This is a genomic window from Cupriavidus sp. GW822-FHT02D05, assembly GCF_058802485.1.
The window spans coordinates 119,261-135,981 of sequence record NZ_JBXAOE010000001.1; the positions used below are offsets into that span (position 1 = coordinate 119,261).

Below are 16,721 nucleotides of genomic sequence, written 5' to 3' on the forward strand. Positions count from 1 at the left end.
GGGCAGGGCTCGAGCTTGCATGCCTCATGGCACGAAGGGCGGCGATGGAATCCCGCGACGGGATGTGGGCATGCCGGCAGCAATTCTGCCGGCGATCGATGCCGGCAAGATGGCCGAAGCCAATCCGGCCCGGAATGATTGGCGATCACTAATCAGCAACAAGGAAATAAATCAATGCGTGAATTGACCGTAATGGAACTTGACCAGGTTTCGGGCGCCAGCTTCGCCTCCCGCACGGGTGCCGCAGTCCTGGGCGGCATTGCCGGCCTGGTCCAGGGCGTATACAAGGGCGCCGTGACTGGCGGCAGCTCGGGTGGCCTGCTGGGTCTGGGCATCCTGTCGGCGGGTGTCGGCTTTATCGTTGGCGGCATCGCCGGTGTTGTCAGTGGCGCTGCCTATGGTTTCGTGAACGATTGGGCGGCAACCGTGCCTGTCTTCAACAATGCCACCGGATCCCTGCTGGATCCGACCCTGAACCCGCCGAAGGTCTAAGGCGGCTCCCGGTGCCGGGCGGCATGCCCGCTGCCCGGCGTCGGCGGTTTCCATCAATTGCCGGCTACGCCGGGGAGGGCGAAGGCTTGCCGCCGATTCCCGCGCCATGCCGGCCAGCCGCGTTTCGCAATGGCTGGGCGCTCCGAGGCTGCCTGGCAATCCTGCGCAGCCGCCTTATGGCTTGAGATGCTTGGCCTGAGATGCCATGGCCGGAGATTGCGGCCTGAGATGCTGTACAAACCAGTCGCGCGCAGCCTGGCTGGTGGTTTCGAACTGTTCCAGGTAGGGCGTGAAATGCCCGCCCGGAATCATCAGCAGCTGCTTGGGCTGCAAGGCCTGTTCATAGGCTGCCAGGCACAGGTCGGTGGCGGTCAGCAGGTCGCGGTCGGCCACGATCATCAGCAGCGGCGTGGGGCTGATGCGCGCAATGTGGATGCCGGGCTCGTTCTCGCGCGCGAGTTCGGCGCTGCGCAGCGTCACCTCGTTGCGCCAGGCCGGCGCAAAGGTGGCGGTGTCCGTGAAGAACTTGTGGCTGTCGGCGCCACCCATGGCGCAGGCGGCGGCCGGGTCCGCGCTGACGGCCGGTAGCATGGCCGGCGGTTCGCCCCGGAAGCGCGCCAGCCGGTCGGCCTCGAAGCGCGTGAGCGCGGCCGGTACCAGGTCGGCGCGGGTGCGGCGCAGCGCGGAGGCATGGCCGCTGATCTGCGGCACCTGCGATACCACGCAGCGCACGCGCCGGTCGAGTGCCGCCACCTCGATCACATGGCCGCCGCTGTAGCTGGTGCCCCAGATGCCGATGCGCTCGTGCGCGACATCATCGCGGCTGCACAGGCAGGTAATGGCATCGCGGTAGCCGCGCCTTTGCAGGGCCGGGTCCACTTCCTGCCGGGGCGTGCCGTCGCTGGCGCCAAAGTTCCGGTGGTCGTAGACCAGTACGGCAAAGCCCGCGGCGGCGAACATCTCGGCGTAGCGGTCGAGATACTGCTCCTTGACGGCGGAAAAGCCGTGGGCCATCACAATGGCGGGGCGGGGGCCCGTGCATGTGCCCTCCGGTGCGTACAGCCACCCGCGCAGGGTGGCGCCTTCGGAGATGAATTCGATGTCTGAACGTGTCATGTCCTGGTCCTGGTTATCGTGCCATACCCGTTGCCTGTAGCCTGTAGCGAAAGGGCATGCCCGCCACGATACGCCCGGCCAGGCGGCGCGTCTGCGCCGGTCGGGCCACTCTTTACGCCGGATCGGACATCCTGAAATACTGGCTGGGCGTGGTGCCCGTATAGCGGCGGAACATAGCGGCGAAAGCGCCGGGCGTGTCGTAGCCCAGTTCCGCCGCGATGGTTGCGACGGGTTCTCCGGCGGCCAGGCGGGGCAGTGCGTACAGCAGCCGCGCCTGCTGGCGCCAGTGCACGAAGGACACGCCCGTATGTGCCTGGAACAGGCGCGCCAGCGTGCGGCTGGAGGCGCCTGCCTCCAGGGCCCATTCGGCCAGCGTGCGCGCGTCGGCGGGGTTGTCGCGCAGGGCGTCGCAGATGCGCGCCAGGCGCCGGTCCTCGCCAGCCGGCAACGGCAGCGGCTGTTCCGGCGACCATTCGAGTTCGTCCAGCAGCACGCGCATCAGCCGGTCCTCGCGGCCGCCCGGTGCGTGGTCCAGCGGCAGCGCTGCCGCACGCACGACCAGCTCGCGCAGCAACGGCGACACGTTGACCAGCCGGGGTTGCGCCGGCGTAGCGCCGGGACGGGCTTCCGGGTGGATATAGAGCGTGCGCAGCGACACGGCACCGCGGGCGCGCATGCCGTGTTCCATGCCTGGCGGCATCCATAGCGCACGCTGGGTTGGCAGCAGCCACAGGGCGTGGCCCGCCGCCACCTCGATCACCCCGGCCACAGCATAGATCAGCTGTGCGCGTTCGTGCCGGTGCGCAGCTACTACGAAACCGTCCGGGAATTCCTTGGGCATGACCGCCGCGGGGCGGGCGGTTTGCTGGTAGTCGAGTGGGTTGGTGCTCTTGGGTGCGGGCCTGACGGCAGGCTTGCCGCTGCCGGCGGGGATGGCATGGTCGCGCGGTCGGGGCATGGCGTACGCTGCGGCGGAGAAGCAGGTTGAACAGTTGGATGGACTGCCCCGCATTGTACGCATCGGCCTTGCCGTCGATGATGTGAGGCAAGGGGCTCGCCGCGGACGGCCCCTTGCCCTGGCCGGGCATGGCAGTCCTAGGGAATGCCACTAGAGCGCTGGCGTGGAATTTGCATAAAAATCTCTCTGTAAATCTTGTGAAATTTCAGATGACGGATAAAAATGCAGATACCGGCACGAATTCAGCGTCTCTCCCAGCCTCGTCCGGGGCGGCATTGACGCGGCTGCCGCACTGCAACGGTGCGCCTGGCCAGCAAAACCTGGCGCGCACGCGGCCGCCCGGTGCACGGGAGCGTGGCCATGCAGGGGGCAGCCTGCGCGGCGGCCCGGGAGGCGATGCCGGGAGCACGAGGCCATGAACACGCGCTTTGTCGAAGCCTTCATGTGGGTAGCAAGGCTAGGCAGCTTTCGCGCGGCGGCCGAGAAGCTGCACATCACCCAGGCCGCCATGTCCAATCGCATTGCCTCGCTGGAGCAGGAGATTGGCGCGCGTGTGTTCGAGCGCGAGGCGCGGGACCTGCGGCTCACGCCGGTGGGCCTGCGCCTGCTTGGCTACGGCGAGCGGCTGCTGGAGTTGCAGCGGGAGATCATGGTGCTGGGGCGCTCCGGCCACGAGTTGCTGGGGCTGGTGCGCATCGGCGCCATCGAGAGCGTGGTGCATACCTGGCTGGTCGACTTCCTGCGGCACCTGCAATCATCCTATCCGGGCATCGAGGTGCAGATCACTTCCGAGACCACGGAAGGGCTGCACAAGACCTTGCGCGCCGGCGGCATCGATATTGCCTTGCAGACGGACCCCGCGGTGGGCGAGGGCATCACCAGCACGCCGTGCCTGCCGATGGCGATCGGGTGGGTCGGGCGGCCCGGCGCGGCGCAGCCCGATGAAGGGAAACTGGCCACGCTGCTGCAGCACCCGACTATCACCATGAGCCCGGGGTCGCAGCCGCACGTGGCGCTCAAGGAGCTGTACCGCAAGGCCGGGCTGCCCGTTGGCAAGGTGCACTGCGTGAGCTCCATCGCGGCCATCGTGCGGCTGGTGAAGGCGGGCTTTGGCAATGCGCTGATGCCGCTGGCGCCGGTGCGTGAAGAGGTGGAGCGCGGCGAGCTGCGCGTGATCTGTTGCGATGTGCCGCTGCCGCATCAACGGCTGGTAGTGAGCCATCTCGACCATGCGGCGTCGGAGGCGATTCGCCTGGTGGCGGATCTGGCCTGCCGCGAATCGGATCGCTTTGTGCGTTCGCTGCCTGCACCGTTTGCGCCGGAGTGAAGCACGGCCGCGCGCCAAGCTGGTGCGCGAACGCAGGCGGATCGAACAGAAAAACTGATCGGAAACACGAAGAAAAACCCGTTTGTCGCGCGCGGCGATCGCGCCGATCATCAGCTCACCGCTTTGTATTGGCGTGGCAACCGGAGAGTTTGATGAGCGAGATGTTTGCGACCGAAAGTTCGGCGACAAAGAGCGCGGCAGGCATGGCCCCGCAGGGCATGCTGTTTGTCGCGTCGAATGTGGATGCGGCCGACGAGGCCGATTTCAATCAATGGTACGACCGCGAGCACGTGGAAGAGCGCGCCCGCATCGAAGGCTTCATCTCCGCCGCGCGCTATGAGGCCGTGCAGGGCGGCCCCAAGTATCTCGGCCTGTATCGCACCGAGTCGCTCGGTGCATTCACCTCCGCGGCCTACAAGGCGGCTTTTCGCCGCCAGACGCCGTGGTCGGTGGCCAACCTGGACCGCATGCGCCAGCCGATGCGCCGCGTGAGCGAAGTCACCGCCACCGTTGGGCAGGGCAGCGGCAGCTGGATTGCCGTGCTGCCGCTGGCGCAGCCGGAAGATCCGCTGGCACTGGTCGACCTGGCGGGCGAGGTTGGCGGGCAACTGTCCGCACAGCCCGGCTTTGTCCAGTCCTACCTGCTGATGCCAGACGCCGAGCTAAGCCAGCCGCTGCCCAAGGAGAGCCTGACCGACCGGCAACTGCTGCCCATCCTGGTGATCGAGAGCAGCGCCGAAGCCGCGAGCGAGCAGGCACTGCAGGAGGCGGCAAAGCGTCTGGGCGCATCGATGCAGCAGGCCGCACGCTACGCGTTGAAATGGAAGCTCTTCTCCGGGGAGGTGGCGTGATGACTAACGCAAGCACGATTTCCACCACGCAGGGCGCCGCGGGCACGCTCGATGCGGTCACCCACGCCGCCAAGCCCAGGATGGGCCGGCTGGCCGCGGCCAGCACCATCGGCACCACGCTGGAGTGGTACGACTTCACCGTCTACAACCTGATGGCCGCGTTGGTGTTCAACGCGGTCTTCTTCCCCTCGTTCGATCCGCTCACGGGCACGATCCTGGCGTTTTCCACCTATGCGGTGGGCTATGTCTCCCGTCCGCTTGGCGGCGTGCTGTTCGGGCATCTGGGCGACAAGCTCGGCCGGCGCTTCGTGCTGGTCGCCACGCTGATCCTGATGGGCGTGGCCACGGGCCTGATGGGCTTGCTGCCCACCTACATGTCGTGGGGCATCTGGAGCCCGATCCTGCTAGTGGCGCTGCGCTTCGCGCAAGGCGCGGCGATCGGCGGCGAATGGGCTGGCGCGGTCTTGCTGTCGATGGAGCACGGCGAGCAGCACCAGCGCGGGCGCAATGCATCGTTTACGCAGGTGGGGCCGTCGTGCGGCACGCTGCTGGGCACCGGCTTTATCGCCGTGGTGTCGCTGTGGCTGAGCCCGGAAGATTTCCAGGCGTGGGGCTGGCGCATTCCGTTCCTGTCGAGCGTGCTGCTGGTGCTGTTCGGGCTGTGGCTGCGCAAGGGCGTCGAGGAAACCCCGCTGTTCAAGGAGATGGAAGCGCGCAAGAGCACGGCCAAGACGCCGATCAAGGAAGTGTTCGTGGATCACTGGCGGCGCCTGCTGGTGGCCGGCGGCGTGCGCATCGGCTCCGACGTGCTCTATGCGCTGGTGGTGGTCTTCACGCTGACTTACGTGACCAGCGTGCTGCACCTGTCCCGGCCGCTGGCGCTGAGCGCGACCATGATCGGCGCGGCGTGCAACGCCATCGCGGTGCCCTTGTTCGGCAGCCTGTCGGACAAGCTCGGCCGCCGCCCGGTGTACATGGCCGGGGCCTTGCTGGCCGTGGTGTGGGCTTTTGTGTTCTTCCGCCTGATGGACAGCGCGCAGCCGCTGCAGATCTGCGCCGCGGTGGTGGTCGGGCTGATCATCCACGCCATGATGTACGGCCCGCAGGCGGCCTTCGTGACCGAGCAGTTCCCCACGCGGGTGCGCTACGCCGGGTCATCGCTGGCCTATACGCTGGCGGGCATCGTGGGCGGCGGCTTTGCGCCGCTGATCATCGCCAGCCTGTACAAGTCGTACGGCTCGACGCTGGCGATCTCGCTGTATGTCAGCGCCGCCGTGGCGCTGACGCTGGTGGCGCTGCTGGTGGCGCGGGAAACCGCAAAGAAGCCGCTCGAAAGCTGATCCGGCTAACCCTCGTTCGCCGTCGCGAAGACCGTTTCGCGGCGGCCCTGCAGTAGCGCCTGGCGAAAGGAAAGCACATGGGCCGTGACCGCGCTGGCCGCTGCCGCGCCGTCGCCCTCGCGCAGCGCCTTCAGGATCGCGCGGTGCTCGGCGCCGACCTCGGCCAGGTGCCCTTCGGACGACAGCGAAATGGCCCAGAAGCGCTGCGAGCGCGCGTGCAGCACCTTGAGGATTTCGATCAGGATCGGGTTGCCCGAGACCTGCGCGATTTCCTCGTGGAACAGGCGGTCCAGGTTGGTCACCTCGGGCAGGTTGCGCTGCGCCACGGCGTCTTCCACCTGGCTCAGCAGGCTTTCGAGCTTGTGCAGGCCGGCGGCGGTGATGCGCTCGGCGGCCAGCCTGGCGCACAGCGTTTCGTTGGCCAGGCGCACGTCGATCAGGTGCAGCGCATCGTCGATGGACAGTGGCGAGACCACCACGCCCTTGCGCGGCAGGATTTGCACCAATCCTTCGTTGGCCAGCCGGTGCAGCGCCTGGTTGATGGGCGTGCGGCCAAGGTCAAGATCGTCGACCAGGGTGGAGATGTTGAGGTGCTCGCCGGGGCGGTAGACCAGCGTGGTCAGCCGCTCCCGCAGGCCGGTATAGGCCAGCTCATTCTGCGATGGTTCTTCGGTCCTGGCCCGGGCGCGCGATGTGCCGGCGCTACGGCGATCCACTGATGGCAAAACTCTCTCCCGACAACACGGCAACGCGTGCAAGGGCGATATCGTACTACCAAAAGCAGGCGCGGCCTTAGGCGCCGGGCTAATGCTGCATGCCTAATCCAGCTTGATATCCGCCGTGGTGATCACGGCCTTCCACTTGGCCACTTCGGCCGCGGTGTGCTGGTTTAGCGCGGCGGGTTTGTAGGCGGCGTCCGGCAGCAGCTGGATGCCCTGGTCGGCCAGCTTCTTCGCAAACTCCGGGTCGGCGATGGCCTTGGCGAACGCGGCGTAATTGCGGGCGATAACGTCCTTGGGCGTGCCCTTTGGCGCATACAGGCCGTACCAGGTGGATGCCTCGAAGTTCGGCACCACGGCTTCCGCCACGGTGGGTACGCTGGGGAACTGCGGCACGCGCAGCTTCGCCGTCTGCGCGACGGCGACGACCTTGCCGCCCTTGACCTGGGGCAGGGCGGTGTTGGTCTGGTCGAACATGCCGTCGACCTGGCCGCCCATTACGTCCGTCAGGGCCGGGCCGGCGCCTTTGTAGGAGACCGGGGTCACCTTGATTTTGGCCTGCTGGGCGAACATGGCGGCGACCAGATGCGAGGTGGAACCCACGCCCGCGTTGCCGAAGTTGAGCTTGCCCGGATTGGCGCTGGCAAAGGCGACCAGGTCCTGCACGGTCTTGAACTTCGAGTTCGCGCCGACCAGCAGCACCAGCGGCGTGTCGGGAAAGCGGAACACGCCCTCGAAGTCCTTGACCGGGTCATACGACAGCTTCTTGTACAGCGACGGCGCCGCGGCCATATAGCCCATATGCCCGACCAGGAAGGTATAGCCATCGGGCGCGGCCTTTGCCGCCTTGCCCGCGCCGATGGTGCCGCCGGCGCCGGCCTGGTTCTCGATCAGCACCGGCTGGCCCAGATCGCGCCCGACGCGGTCCGCGATATTGCGGGCAAGCGCATCGGTTGGGCCGCCGGCGGCGAAGGGCACGATCCACGTGATCGGGCGGGTGGGGTAGCTTTGCGCCAGCGCACTGGTGGACAGGGCTAGCAGGGCCAGGGTGGCGCCCAGTTGCTTGGTCATTGTTGTCTCCATCATCGAGGTGGTTTTGGTTGTTTTGATCGGTAGTTTTGATCGGTAGTTTTGATGGGTTGTTTGAGATGATCGGTACTGCTTATATGTACATTTTGCAAATATGTTTAAACATATTCTAGGAATGTGGCACCCGACCGTCAACCCGGATCCGCATCTCGTTTACCCTTTACGCTTGGCTTGCGGGCCGCCAGGCGCTAGCATTTGCTACGCCTCAGGCACATCGATCGATCATTCAGGGAACCCATGGAGCCACGCCACGCCGAGTTGACCAAGGCACTTATTCACGACATCACGAGCGGGGTCTATCCGGTCGGGTCAAGCCTGCCGGGCGAACTGGAGCTGGCCGAGAAGCACGGCGTCAGCCGGGGCACCGTGCGGGTGGCGCTGATGCGCATCCAGGAGCTAGGCCTGGTCTCGCGAAAAAAGCGCGCCGGCACCCGGGTGGAAGCCGCCGCGCCGCGCAGCAGCGAGTACACGCCAAAGCTCTCCACCATCGACGAGCTGGTGCAATACGGCGCCGCTACGCAGCGCGTGATCCACGGCGTGCGCGAGATCGTGCTGGACATCGAACTGGCCACCCGGCTGGGCTGCCCGCCGGGCTCGCGCTGGCTGCATATCGAGACCTCGCGCACCAATCCCGAAGCGCCATCGCATCCGTTGTCATGGTCCGATGTCTACGTGATGGCGGCTGACGGCGCCAAGATCCGCAAGCTGCTCAAGACAGATCCCGGCCTGATCAGCGAACTGGTTGGCAAGACTACCGGGCGCCTGGTCAAGGAAGTGCGCCAGACCGTGCGGGCGGTGGGCGTGCCCGCTGCGCTCGCGGAGGTGCTGGGCACCGCGCCCGATGCGCATGCGCTGGAATTCGTGCGGCGGTATTTCGACCAGTCGGACCGGTTGTTCGAAGTGGTGGTGAGCTTGCATCCGGCCGATCGCTTCACGTATTCGACGGTGCTGCAGCGTCAGGGCTGAGCCTTAGCCAGCCCGAAGATCGTCCGGAGACGGGTGGCCAAGGGATTTGCTTTCCGGTGGCGGGGCGTGTCATTATGTATAGACATAATTGATTCGCGCAGCCGCTGTTCGGCATGCTGCGCCCACCCCGCCATGACTGTGATCTTCCAGGAAGACGTCGTCGACACCATTGCCGACGCGCTGCAGTACGTCAGCTACTACCATCCCGCCGATTTCGTGCAGGCGCTCAAGCGCGCCTTTGCCGCCGAGCGTGCTGGCGCGGCGCGCGATGCCATCGAGCAGTTGCTGGTCAACAGCCGCATGAGCGCCGAGGCGCACCGGCCGATCTGCCAGGATACCGGCGTGGCGCAGGTTTTCATGACCGTGGGCATGGACGTGCGCTTTGCGGCGCGCGATGGCGCAGCAAAGCTGTCCGTGCAGCAGATGGTGGACGCTGCCGTGCGCCGGGGCTACACGCACAGCGCCAATCCGCTGCGCGCCACCATGGTTGGCTCGGCCCTGGGCGAGCGGCGCAACACCGGCGACAACACCCCGGGCTTCCTGCAACTGGAACTGGTGCCCGGCAACACCATCAAGATGACGGTGGTGGCCAAGGGCGGCGGCGGCGATGTCAAGGCGAAGTTCGCCACGCTCAACCCAAGCGATTCGCTGGTCGACTGGATCCTCGCCGCCATCCCGCAGATGGGCGCCGGCTGGTGCCCGCCCGGCGTGCTTGGCGTCGGGGTGGGCGGCACGCCGGAGCAGGCCATGCTGGCGGCCAAGCGCGCGTTGTTCAGCCCCATCGATATCCATGCGCTGCGCGACAAGGGGCCCGCGAACGACACCGAGCGGCTGCGGCTGGAACTGTTCGAGCGCATCAACGCGCTCGGCATCGGCGCACAGGGGCTGGGCGGGCTGGCCACCGTGCTGGATGTCAAGGTAGCCGCGCTGCCGTGTCACGCTGCAACGCTGCCGGTGGCGCTGATTCCCAATTGCGCGGCCACGCGTTTTGTCACGGTGGAACTGGATGGCTCAGGCCCCGCGCGGCTGGAGCCACCGCCTGCCGATACCTGGGATGGCATTCCCGGCGCATTGACCGCCAAGCCAGGTCGCGTGGTCGACCTGGACAATCTGGATGCCGCGCAGGTGGCGCAATGGCAGGTTGGCGAGACCTTGCGGCTGCGCGGCCGCCTGCTGACGGCGCGCGATGCCGCGCACAAGCGGCTGGTAGCCATGCTGGATGCGGGCGAGCCGCTGCCGGTGCCGCTGCGCAATCGCGCGATCTACTACGTGGGGCCGGTCGACGCAGTGGGCGACGAAGCGGTGGGCCCGGCAGGGCCTACCACGGCGACGCGCATGGACAAGTTCGTGCCGCAGTTGCTGGAGCAGACGGGCTTGCTGGTGATGATCGGCAAGGCCGAGCGCGGGCCAGTGGCCATCGAGGCCATCCGCCGCCACGGCGCGGCCTACCTGATCGCGGTGGGTGGCGCGGCCTACCTGATCTCCCGGGCGATCCGCAAGGCACGCGTGCTGGCCTTCGCAGAGTTGGGGATGGAGGCCATCTATGAGTTCGAGGTGGAGGACATGCCTGCCACAGTGGCGGTGGATGCCACAGGGCGGTCGATTCATCGGATCGTCGCGAGCTGAGGCCCGCAGCGCTCCGAGGAGCTACGCCTGGGGCCGATAGCGCCCGCGCAGCGGATCCAGCAGGCTGGTCAGGCCGTTGTGGTCGAGTTCGTGCATCAGGGCCAGCAACTGGCCGATCTCGCCCGGCGGAAAGCCTTCGCGCGCAAACCAGTTCAGGTAGGTGCCCGGCAGGCTGGCGATGACGCGGCCCTTGTACTTGCCGTAGGGCATGGTGCGGGTGAGCAGGAGTGGCAGGTGTTCGGGATTCATGGAGCGACCTCAGGCGGGCCTCGGATGGCGCCGGCAAGGGGATGTTACCAGCGTGCCGCGCCCGGTTTGCCGCCGCCGGCCGCGCCGGGGTACGATCCTGACCTCACCGCTAACGAGGACAAGCAAGATGGCAAAGCAAGGCACTGGCGCTGGCCTGAAAGGCATCGCCCTGTTCGAGGCCGCCAAGGGCGTGCTGGTGATCCTGGCGGGGCTGGGCCTGGTGGCGCTGCTGCACCGGGATGCGCAGGCGCTGGCCGAGGCCATTGTGGCCCGCTTGCACCTGAACCCGGGGAGCCGCTACCCGACCATCTTCCTGTCGCTGATGGCCCATCCGAGCGACGCGCGGCTGTGGGCCATTGGCGGATCCGCCGCGATGTACGCAGCCATGCGCCTCACGGAGGCCTACGGCCTATGGCGTCAGCGCGTGTGGGCGAAATGGCTGGGCGTATGGTCGGGCGCGGTCTACATTCCGGTGGAACTGTACGAGGCGGTGGCGCATCCCAGCGCGATTCACATCGGGCTGGCCATCGCCAATGTACTGATCGTGGCCTACCTGGCCAACAGCATCAGGCGCAATCCGGCCGGCGCCTAGCCATCGCAGGCGCCTCCCGGCGTGGCCAGGCCAGCAATGCGCCGGCGGCCAGGCCGTACAGGTGGGCGCTGGCCACGACCGGGCCGCCCAGCCACGCGCCTGCGTCCTCGGCGGGCCCCGCCAGAATCTGCCAGCCTGCGCGCGCCGCCAGCGCGAGCAGCAGCATCGCCGCGAGGCCATCGCGGCGGGCCCGGGGCAGCAGGGCGACCATGGCAAGCCCGTAGTTGATGCCGGAGAAGCCCGCATAGCGGAGCAGCCCCGGCTCGCCGGCTAGCAGCAGCAATCCTGTCATGGCAGCCAACGGCGGCACCACCTGCCAGGCGCGCATGCGCGCCGGCTGGATCGCCGCCAGCATCAGCAGGCCCGCCACGTTGAGCAGACAGTGCGTCCAGCCGAGATGCACGAAATGGCAGCTCAGCAGGCGCCAGGCTTGGCCCGCGAGCATGGCCTCGCGGTCGAAGCGCAGGGCCTGCATCAGCGCAGGCCCGGCAGCCTGGAGCGCGACCAGCGCCAGGGCCAGCAGCAGCCACCCGCCAGCGGCGCGCCGCCTGCCAACGTGCACGTCAGCGTGCATTTCAGCGGCGCGCAACACCGCCTGCAATGCCGCCTGCCAAGCGGCGCCATGCCGCTGCGGCCAGGGCGCCGGCCAAAACCAGCAGCATCCACGTGTCCGCTGCGCCGGTCCCGGTGTCGCCGCCCTGGCTGGCGGTGGCGCCACCGGCATTGCCGTTGCCCGCACCCGCTTGCTCACCCTCCGGCGCAAGGCTGTCGTCGCGCAGTGCGAGGTCCACCAGCACCGGGTCGTGATCGGACGAACGGTAGGCATCCGGCGCGTAGAACGACGTTTGCTGATCCGCGCTCTTGAAGGCCACCGAGTACTCCAGGGCAATGGGCTCATCCGCATTGATATGCCACTCGCTGACCGCGCGGATGCGGCTTGCCGCGGCGTCATTGGCCAGTGCGTGGTCGATGTAGCCGGCCTCGCCGCCAAAGACATAGCTATAGGCGCCGGCCCCGATGAAGCGCGCCACCATGTCGGCGTAGCCCTTGTCGGCAAAGAGGCGGATCGGGTCTTCCTTGGCGTAGCTGTTGAGGTCGCCGATCAGCAGCTTGCCGTCATCCGCGACGGCGGTGGGCGAGGTGGCAAGCCAGTCGGCGATCTTGCCGGCGGCGGCGAGGCGGGTCGGGTTCCAGCAGCTCTGGCCATCGCCCTGGTCGGCGTTGGTGCCCGTGGATCCGGTGCAGCCCTTGGACTTGAGGTGGTTGACCACCACCGTGAGCTTGCGGGACTGGCCGGGCAGGCGGAAGGTGCGGGCCAGCGGCTGGCGGTTCTTGTCGTCGATGGCCAGCGTGGCAGGCACACCCACGGGCTCCACGGTGCGGCTGTTGTAGATCAGGGCGACCTTGATGGCGTCGCCGCCGAGCTTGTCCACGCCCGGGTCGACAAAGCGCCAGTCCGCACCGAGCTTGCCGACCAGCCGCTGGATGGCGCTGAATTCGCCATAGCCGTCGTTCTCGATTTCCATCAGGCCAACGACATCGGCATTCAGCGCTTTGAGGGCGGCCACGATCTTGGCTTCCTGGCGCTCGAACTCCGCCAGCGTCTTGGCGCCGCGATTGTTCGGGTCGTCGAAGCCCGCGCCCTTGCCGTCGCCGTTGAAATAGTTCAGCACGTTGAACGAGGCCACCCGGATATCGGACTGGGCCGCGCGTGCCGGCGCGCTGGTGCGCGGGTTTGCCGTGGCCTGGAAGGCCGGGGCGGGCGCGCCGGGCACGGTCTGCAGGCGCCAGCTGCCAAAGCGCATTTCCAGCACGCCCTGCACATTGCTGACGGTGTAGCCGCCGCGCAGCGTGTTGGCCGCGCTCAGGCCCGGCGCGGGGAACGGCACGACCGCCGGGTTCTGCTTGTTCGAGCCGTCGTCGAGCACCAGGCGGTTCAGTGCGTTGGCCGCGGCCTGCGCGGCCGCGCCGGCCTTGGGCAGCGCCACATTGGTCGGCAGCGGCAGGCGGCCGTTGCTCAGCAGCACGCTGCCGTAGCGGCCCAGTTCATAAGTCTCGCTGACTGTGAGGGTTTGCGGCAGCCGCACCAGCATGCCCTCGAAGGCAGCCAGCGATTGCGCGGTCTGCGCGGGCAGCGTGATTACCGCGGGCGTGACGGTCTGGCCGTTGCCGCAAACCGCCACAGTGCTGGCGAGCGCCAGCTGCGTCTGGCCGAACTTCTCCTCGACCTTGCCAACCAGGTGGACCAGGTCGCCGGCACGGGCACTGGTCGAGGGGGCGTACACGAACAGTCCCTCGGACACGCCGGGACGGTTCTGGCGCTGGGCATCCGCCTGCTGGACGAAAAAGCCGCCGAAGCCATCCGTGCCGGGATAGTCGGCCGTCACCACCGCCTCCACGTCGACCGTCTGCCCGGCCAGCGGCGAGGTGGCGCCGGCGCCCTGGATATCGGCGATCAACGTGGCCGGGGCGCCGCACTGCGCGGTGACCGGCGGCAATGGCGCCGGCGCGTTGTTGTAGTAGCCAAGGTCGGCGAAGGCATCGGTGCCGAAGCCGTCCCACTGCAGCGCCGGATCGAAGGCCCCGGTGCTGTCGGTGTCGCCGGCGACCAGCCCGGCCTTGCGGCGCAAGGTGTTGTCCTTGGTGGTGGAGGCGCCGGTGCCCCAGGCGCCGCCGGCAGGCTGCACGCCGACCTGCCCGAAACGGTCGATCACGGTGCCCGCGCGCGTCAGTACCAGCGCGTCGTCGCCGTTGAAGGTAAATGCGATGACCTGGTTCAGGCGGCTGCCGAGTGTGGCCGCCATGCTGGTATGCGCCATCACGTAGACCGCGCCGGGTGCCAGTGTGCCGCTGAGCGTGAAGGTGCTGGTGGGCGCCGTGGCGCCGTTGTTGTATTGCTGCAGCTTGTATTGCGACAGGTCGATCGCGGTAGCATCCGGGTTGTACAGTTCGACGGCCTTGTTGTTGGAGGTGCCTTCCACGACCTCACTGATGATCAGGTCGGCATGAGCGGGCAGGGCGATGGCAAGCAGGGCGGCACTAAGGACGGACAGGCGCATGTGGGGCGGCTCGATGGGTTGGGTTTTGCAAAGTCCGTGATGCTATTGAGCGCAGGTGACAGGGGCATGAATGGCTGGCATACATTTGACCGCCTCCCCCCGGCCGCCCCGGAGAAGCACGCGGCTCACGCCCGCCAGCGCGGCAGGACGCGGCGCACAAACCAGTGCCACGCGGTGAGCGCCGTGGCGACCGCCAACGCCCAGAGCAGCCAGGGATCCGTGGCGCCAGCGCCGGCTTGCGCCTTCTCGATGGATTCCTTGCTGCCATTCGCGCCGTTGCCACCGCTGGTGCCAGTGTGAGTGCTCGTACTTCCCGCGCTGTCGTCTGTGCCCGCTGTGCCGCCCGTGGCCACGCCATCGCTGCGCATGGCAAGGTCGACCACCAGCGGGTCGTGGTCGGAAGAGCGATAGGCGTCGGGTGCATAGAAGGATTGCTGCTGCGCCTCGCTCTTGTGGGCCAGCGCATAGGCCAGGGAAATCGGCTCGTCGGCGTTGATGTGCCAATGGCGCGCCGCGAGGGTGCGGCTCGCCGCCCCCGCATCGGCGAGCGCGTGGTCGATGTAGCCGGCCTCGCCGCCAAAGACATAGCTGTAGGATGGGGTGCCGGCTTCTGCGAAGCGCGCAATCATGTCCGCATAGCCGCGCTCTGCCAGCAGGCGGATCGGGTCTTCCTGTGCGTAGCTGTTGAGGTCGCCAATCACCAGCTTGCCATCGTCCGGCACGCCGGTGGGCGAGGTGGCCAGCCAGTCGGCAATGCGGCTGGCCGCCGCCACGCGCGTGGGATTCCAGCAGCTCTGGCCATCGCGCTGGTCCGCATTGACGCCGCGGGCGTCGTTGCAGCGCTTGGACTTGAAATGGTTCACCACCACCGTAAGCTTGGCGGGATGGCCCGGCAGGCGGAAGGTGGCGGCCAGCGGCTGGCGGGTTCTCGCGCCCAGCGCCAGGGTGGCCGGCGTGCCGACGGGTTCCACGGTGCGGCTGTTGTAGACCAGTGCGACCTTGATGACGTCGCCGCCCAGTTGCTCCCGGCCAGGATGGATGAAGCGCCAGTCCGGACCGAGCTTGCCCGCGAGCCGGTGGATGGCGCTCAGCTCGCCATGGCCATTGTTTTCGATTTCCATCAGGCCGATCACGTCGGCATTCAGGCCTTGCAATGCGCTCAGGATCTTGGCTTCCTGGCGGGCGAACTCGGCAGGCGTCTTGGCGCCGCGATTGCCGGGGTCATCGAAGCCCGCACCGCGGCCGTCGCCGTTGAAGTAGTTCTCGACATTGAACGCCGCCACGCGCAGATCGGTGCGGGCGGCGCGCGCCGGGGCGCCGGTGCGCGGATTGGTGCGCTGGAACGCCGGCAGCGGCGCACCGGGGAGCGGCTGGACGCGCCAGGCGTTTGCGCGCCATTCCAGCACGCCCCGCACATTGGCGACGGTGTCCCCGCCGCGCAGTGTGTTCGATGCGCTCAGGCCCGGTGCGGGATGGATGACGCGCGGCGGGTTTTGCCGGCTGTAGCCGTCGTCCAGCACCAGGCGATTGAGCGCATTGGCGGCAGCCTGTGCGGCGGCGGCTTCCCCGGGCAAGGCCACGTTGGTGGGCAGCGGCGGGCGGCCGAGGCTGAGCACCACGCTGCCGTAGCGGCCGAGCTCGAAGGTCTCGCTGACGGTGAGGGTCTGCGGCAGCCGCACCAGCATGCCCTCATAGGCCGCCAGCGAGCCCGTGTGCGGCGTGGGCAGCGTGATGGTTTCCGGAGTGACCGCCTGGCCCGCCGCGCACACCGTGGCCGGGCCGGACAGCCTAAGCCGCATCTGGCCCGCGCGCTCCTCCACCGTGCCGAGCACGCGCACCAGATCGCCCGCCCGCGCAGCCGCGCGCGGCGCATGGACGAACATGCCCTCGGATACGCCGGGACGGCGCTGGCGCTGGGCGTCGGCCTGCTGCACGAAGAAGCCGCTGAGGCCGTCGGCGCCCGAGTAGTCGGCCGTGACCACCGCCTCCAGCGCGACCCTTCGCCCGATCGACGGCGTGCCCTCGCTTTCGTCCCGCAGGTTCGCGATCAGCGTGGCCGGCGCTCCGCATTGCGCGGTGGGAGGGGCCAGCAGCGCACGTGCCTGATCGCGATCGCCCGCGTCGGCATGCGCGGGCAAGGCAAAGCAGAGCAAGGCCAGCCAGGGTGGCAGGCAGCGCGGCAGAATGCGCGGCAGGCAGCCGTGCAGGAAAGGCTTTGGCAAGAACAGGCGCATGGATGGGTCTCCAAGGTCTCGGCGCAATGTGGGTCCGGATGGACTGCTGATGCCAAGCGTAAAACCCAGGGCCGGCTCGCGGATTGAGCCAATTCTCATACTG

At 67.8% G+C, this 16,721-nt stretch carries 16 protein-coding genes; 8 read left to right on the plus strand and 8 right to left on the minus strand.

The features are described from left to right. The first annotated feature begins 19 nt into the window (after positions 1-19). Both AC1RQK_RS00510 and AC1RQK_RS00515 read left to right on the plus strand, forming a co-directional pair. A complete protein-coding gene (locus tag AC1RQK_RS00510) occupies positions 20-187 on the plus strand; it encodes a hypothetical protein (RefSeq protein ID WP_492807106.1) in 168 nt (55 codons plus the stop codon). After that, positions 175-492 carry a hypothetical protein gene (locus AC1RQK_RS00515; protein WP_492375182.1) on the plus strand — a complete coding sequence of 106 codons (318 nt, stop codon included), beginning with the start codon at positions 175-177 and terminating at the stop codon, positions 490-492. Before AC1RQK_RS00510 ends, AC1RQK_RS00515 begins: the two co-directional genes overlap by 13 nt. 174 nt (positions 493-666) lie before the next feature. On the opposite strand, the gene AC1RQK_RS00520 is transcribed toward AC1RQK_RS00515, so the two are convergent. Together AC1RQK_RS00520 and AC1RQK_RS00525 are read right to left on the minus strand one after the other, a co-directional pair. After that, on the minus strand, positions 667-1,608 hold the full coding sequence (locus AC1RQK_RS00520; RefSeq protein ID WP_492375183.1) for an alpha/beta hydrolase: 942 nt from the start codon (positions 1,606-1,608) through the stop codon (positions 667-669). Between the two features lie 112 nt (positions 1,609-1,720). Continuing rightward, on the minus strand, positions 1,721-2,566 hold the full coding sequence (locus AC1RQK_RS00525) for an AraC family transcriptional regulator (RefSeq protein WP_492375184.1): 846 nt from the start codon (positions 2,564-2,566) through the stop codon (positions 1,721-1,723). A gap of 415 nt (positions 2,567-2,981) precedes the next feature. Between AC1RQK_RS00525 and AC1RQK_RS00530 the strand changes: the two genes are divergently transcribed. The 3 genes from AC1RQK_RS00530 (at position 2,982) to AC1RQK_RS00540 (ending at position 6,084) form a co-directional block, all read left to right on the plus strand. Beyond that, positions 2,982-3,893 (plus strand): LysR family transcriptional regulator, encoded by a 912-nt coding sequence (locus tag AC1RQK_RS00530; protein WP_492375185.1) that lies wholly within the window; start codon positions 2,982-2,984, stop codon positions 3,891-3,893. 152 nt (positions 3,894-4,045) lie between these two features. Further along, a complete protein-coding gene (locus AC1RQK_RS00535) occupies positions 4,046-4,744 on the plus strand; it encodes a hypothetical protein (protein WP_492807109.1) in 699 nt (232 codons plus the stop codon). Between the two features lie 80 nt (positions 4,745-4,824). Continuing rightward, positions 4,825-6,084 carry an MFS transporter gene (locus AC1RQK_RS00540; RefSeq protein WP_492375210.1) on the plus strand — a complete coding sequence of 420 codons (1,260 nt, stop codon included), beginning with the start codon at positions 4,825-4,827 and terminating at the stop codon, positions 6,082-6,084. A 5-nt stretch (positions 6,085-6,089) separates the two neighbouring features. Here AC1RQK_RS00540 and AC1RQK_RS00545 read toward each other — a convergent pair whose 3' ends face one another. After that, complete coding sequence (locus tag AC1RQK_RS00545; RefSeq protein ID WP_492807474.1) at positions 6,090-6,800, minus strand: GntR family transcriptional regulator; 711 nt, start codon at positions 6,798-6,800, stop codon at positions 6,090-6,092. A 102-nt stretch (positions 6,801-6,902) separates the two neighbouring features. Further along, a complete protein-coding gene (locus tag AC1RQK_RS00550; protein ID WP_492807111.1) occupies positions 6,903-7,874 on the minus strand; it encodes a tripartite tricarboxylate transporter substrate-binding protein in 972 nt (323 codons plus the stop codon). A 255-nt stretch (positions 7,875-8,129) separates the two neighbouring features. Here AC1RQK_RS00550 and AC1RQK_RS00555 point away from each other — a divergent pair, with 255 nt between their 5' ends. After that, a complete protein-coding gene (locus AC1RQK_RS00555) occupies positions 8,130-8,858 on the plus strand; it encodes a GntR family transcriptional regulator (RefSeq protein WP_492375188.1) in 729 nt (242 codons plus the stop codon). Between the two features lie 132 nt (positions 8,859-8,990). Then, positions 8,991-10,484, plus strand: a complete 1,494-nt coding sequence (locus AC1RQK_RS00560) for a fumarate hydratase (protein ID WP_492807113.1) — start codon at positions 8,991-8,993, stop codon at positions 10,482-10,484. Between the two features lie 21 nt (positions 10,485-10,505). On the opposite strand, the gene AC1RQK_RS00565 is transcribed toward AC1RQK_RS00560, so the two are convergent. Further along, positions 10,506-10,733, minus strand: a complete 228-nt coding sequence (locus tag AC1RQK_RS00565; RefSeq protein ID WP_043354709.1) for a DUF3820 family protein — start codon at positions 10,731-10,733, stop codon at positions 10,506-10,508. 127 nt (positions 10,734-10,860) lie between these two features. On the opposite strand from AC1RQK_RS00565, the gene AC1RQK_RS00570 reads away from it, so the two are divergent. Beyond that, positions 10,861-11,325, plus strand: a complete 465-nt coding sequence (locus AC1RQK_RS00570) for a DUF2127 domain-containing protein (protein WP_492375190.1) — start codon at positions 10,861-10,863, stop codon at positions 11,323-11,325. Here the strand turns inward: AC1RQK_RS00570 and rrtA are convergent. The 3 genes from rrtA to AC1RQK_RS00585 all read right to left on the minus strand — a co-directional run bounded on the left by rrtA (position 11,300) and on the right by AC1RQK_RS00585 (position 16,618). Beyond that, positions 11,300-11,914 carry a rhombosortase gene (gene rrtA / locus AC1RQK_RS00575; protein WP_492375191.1) on the minus strand — a complete coding sequence of 205 codons (615 nt, stop codon included), beginning with the start codon at positions 11,912-11,914 and terminating at the stop codon, positions 11,300-11,302. The genes AC1RQK_RS00570 and rrtA overlap by 26 nt on opposite strands. Further along, positions 11,901-14,384: an ExeM/NucH family extracellular endonuclease gene (locus AC1RQK_RS00580; RefSeq protein WP_492375192.1), complete on the minus strand. Its 2,484-nt coding sequence runs from the start codon at positions 14,382-14,384 to the stop codon at positions 11,901-11,903. The genes rrtA and AC1RQK_RS00580 overlap by 14 nt, the downstream gene beginning before the upstream one ends. A gap of 125 nt (positions 14,385-14,509) precedes the next feature. Beyond that, on the minus strand, positions 14,510-16,618 hold the full coding sequence (locus AC1RQK_RS00585; protein WP_492807116.1) for an ExeM/NucH family extracellular endonuclease: 2,109 nt from the start codon (positions 16,616-16,618) through the stop codon (positions 14,510-14,512). Between the last annotated feature and the right edge of the window lie 103 nt (positions 16,619-16,721).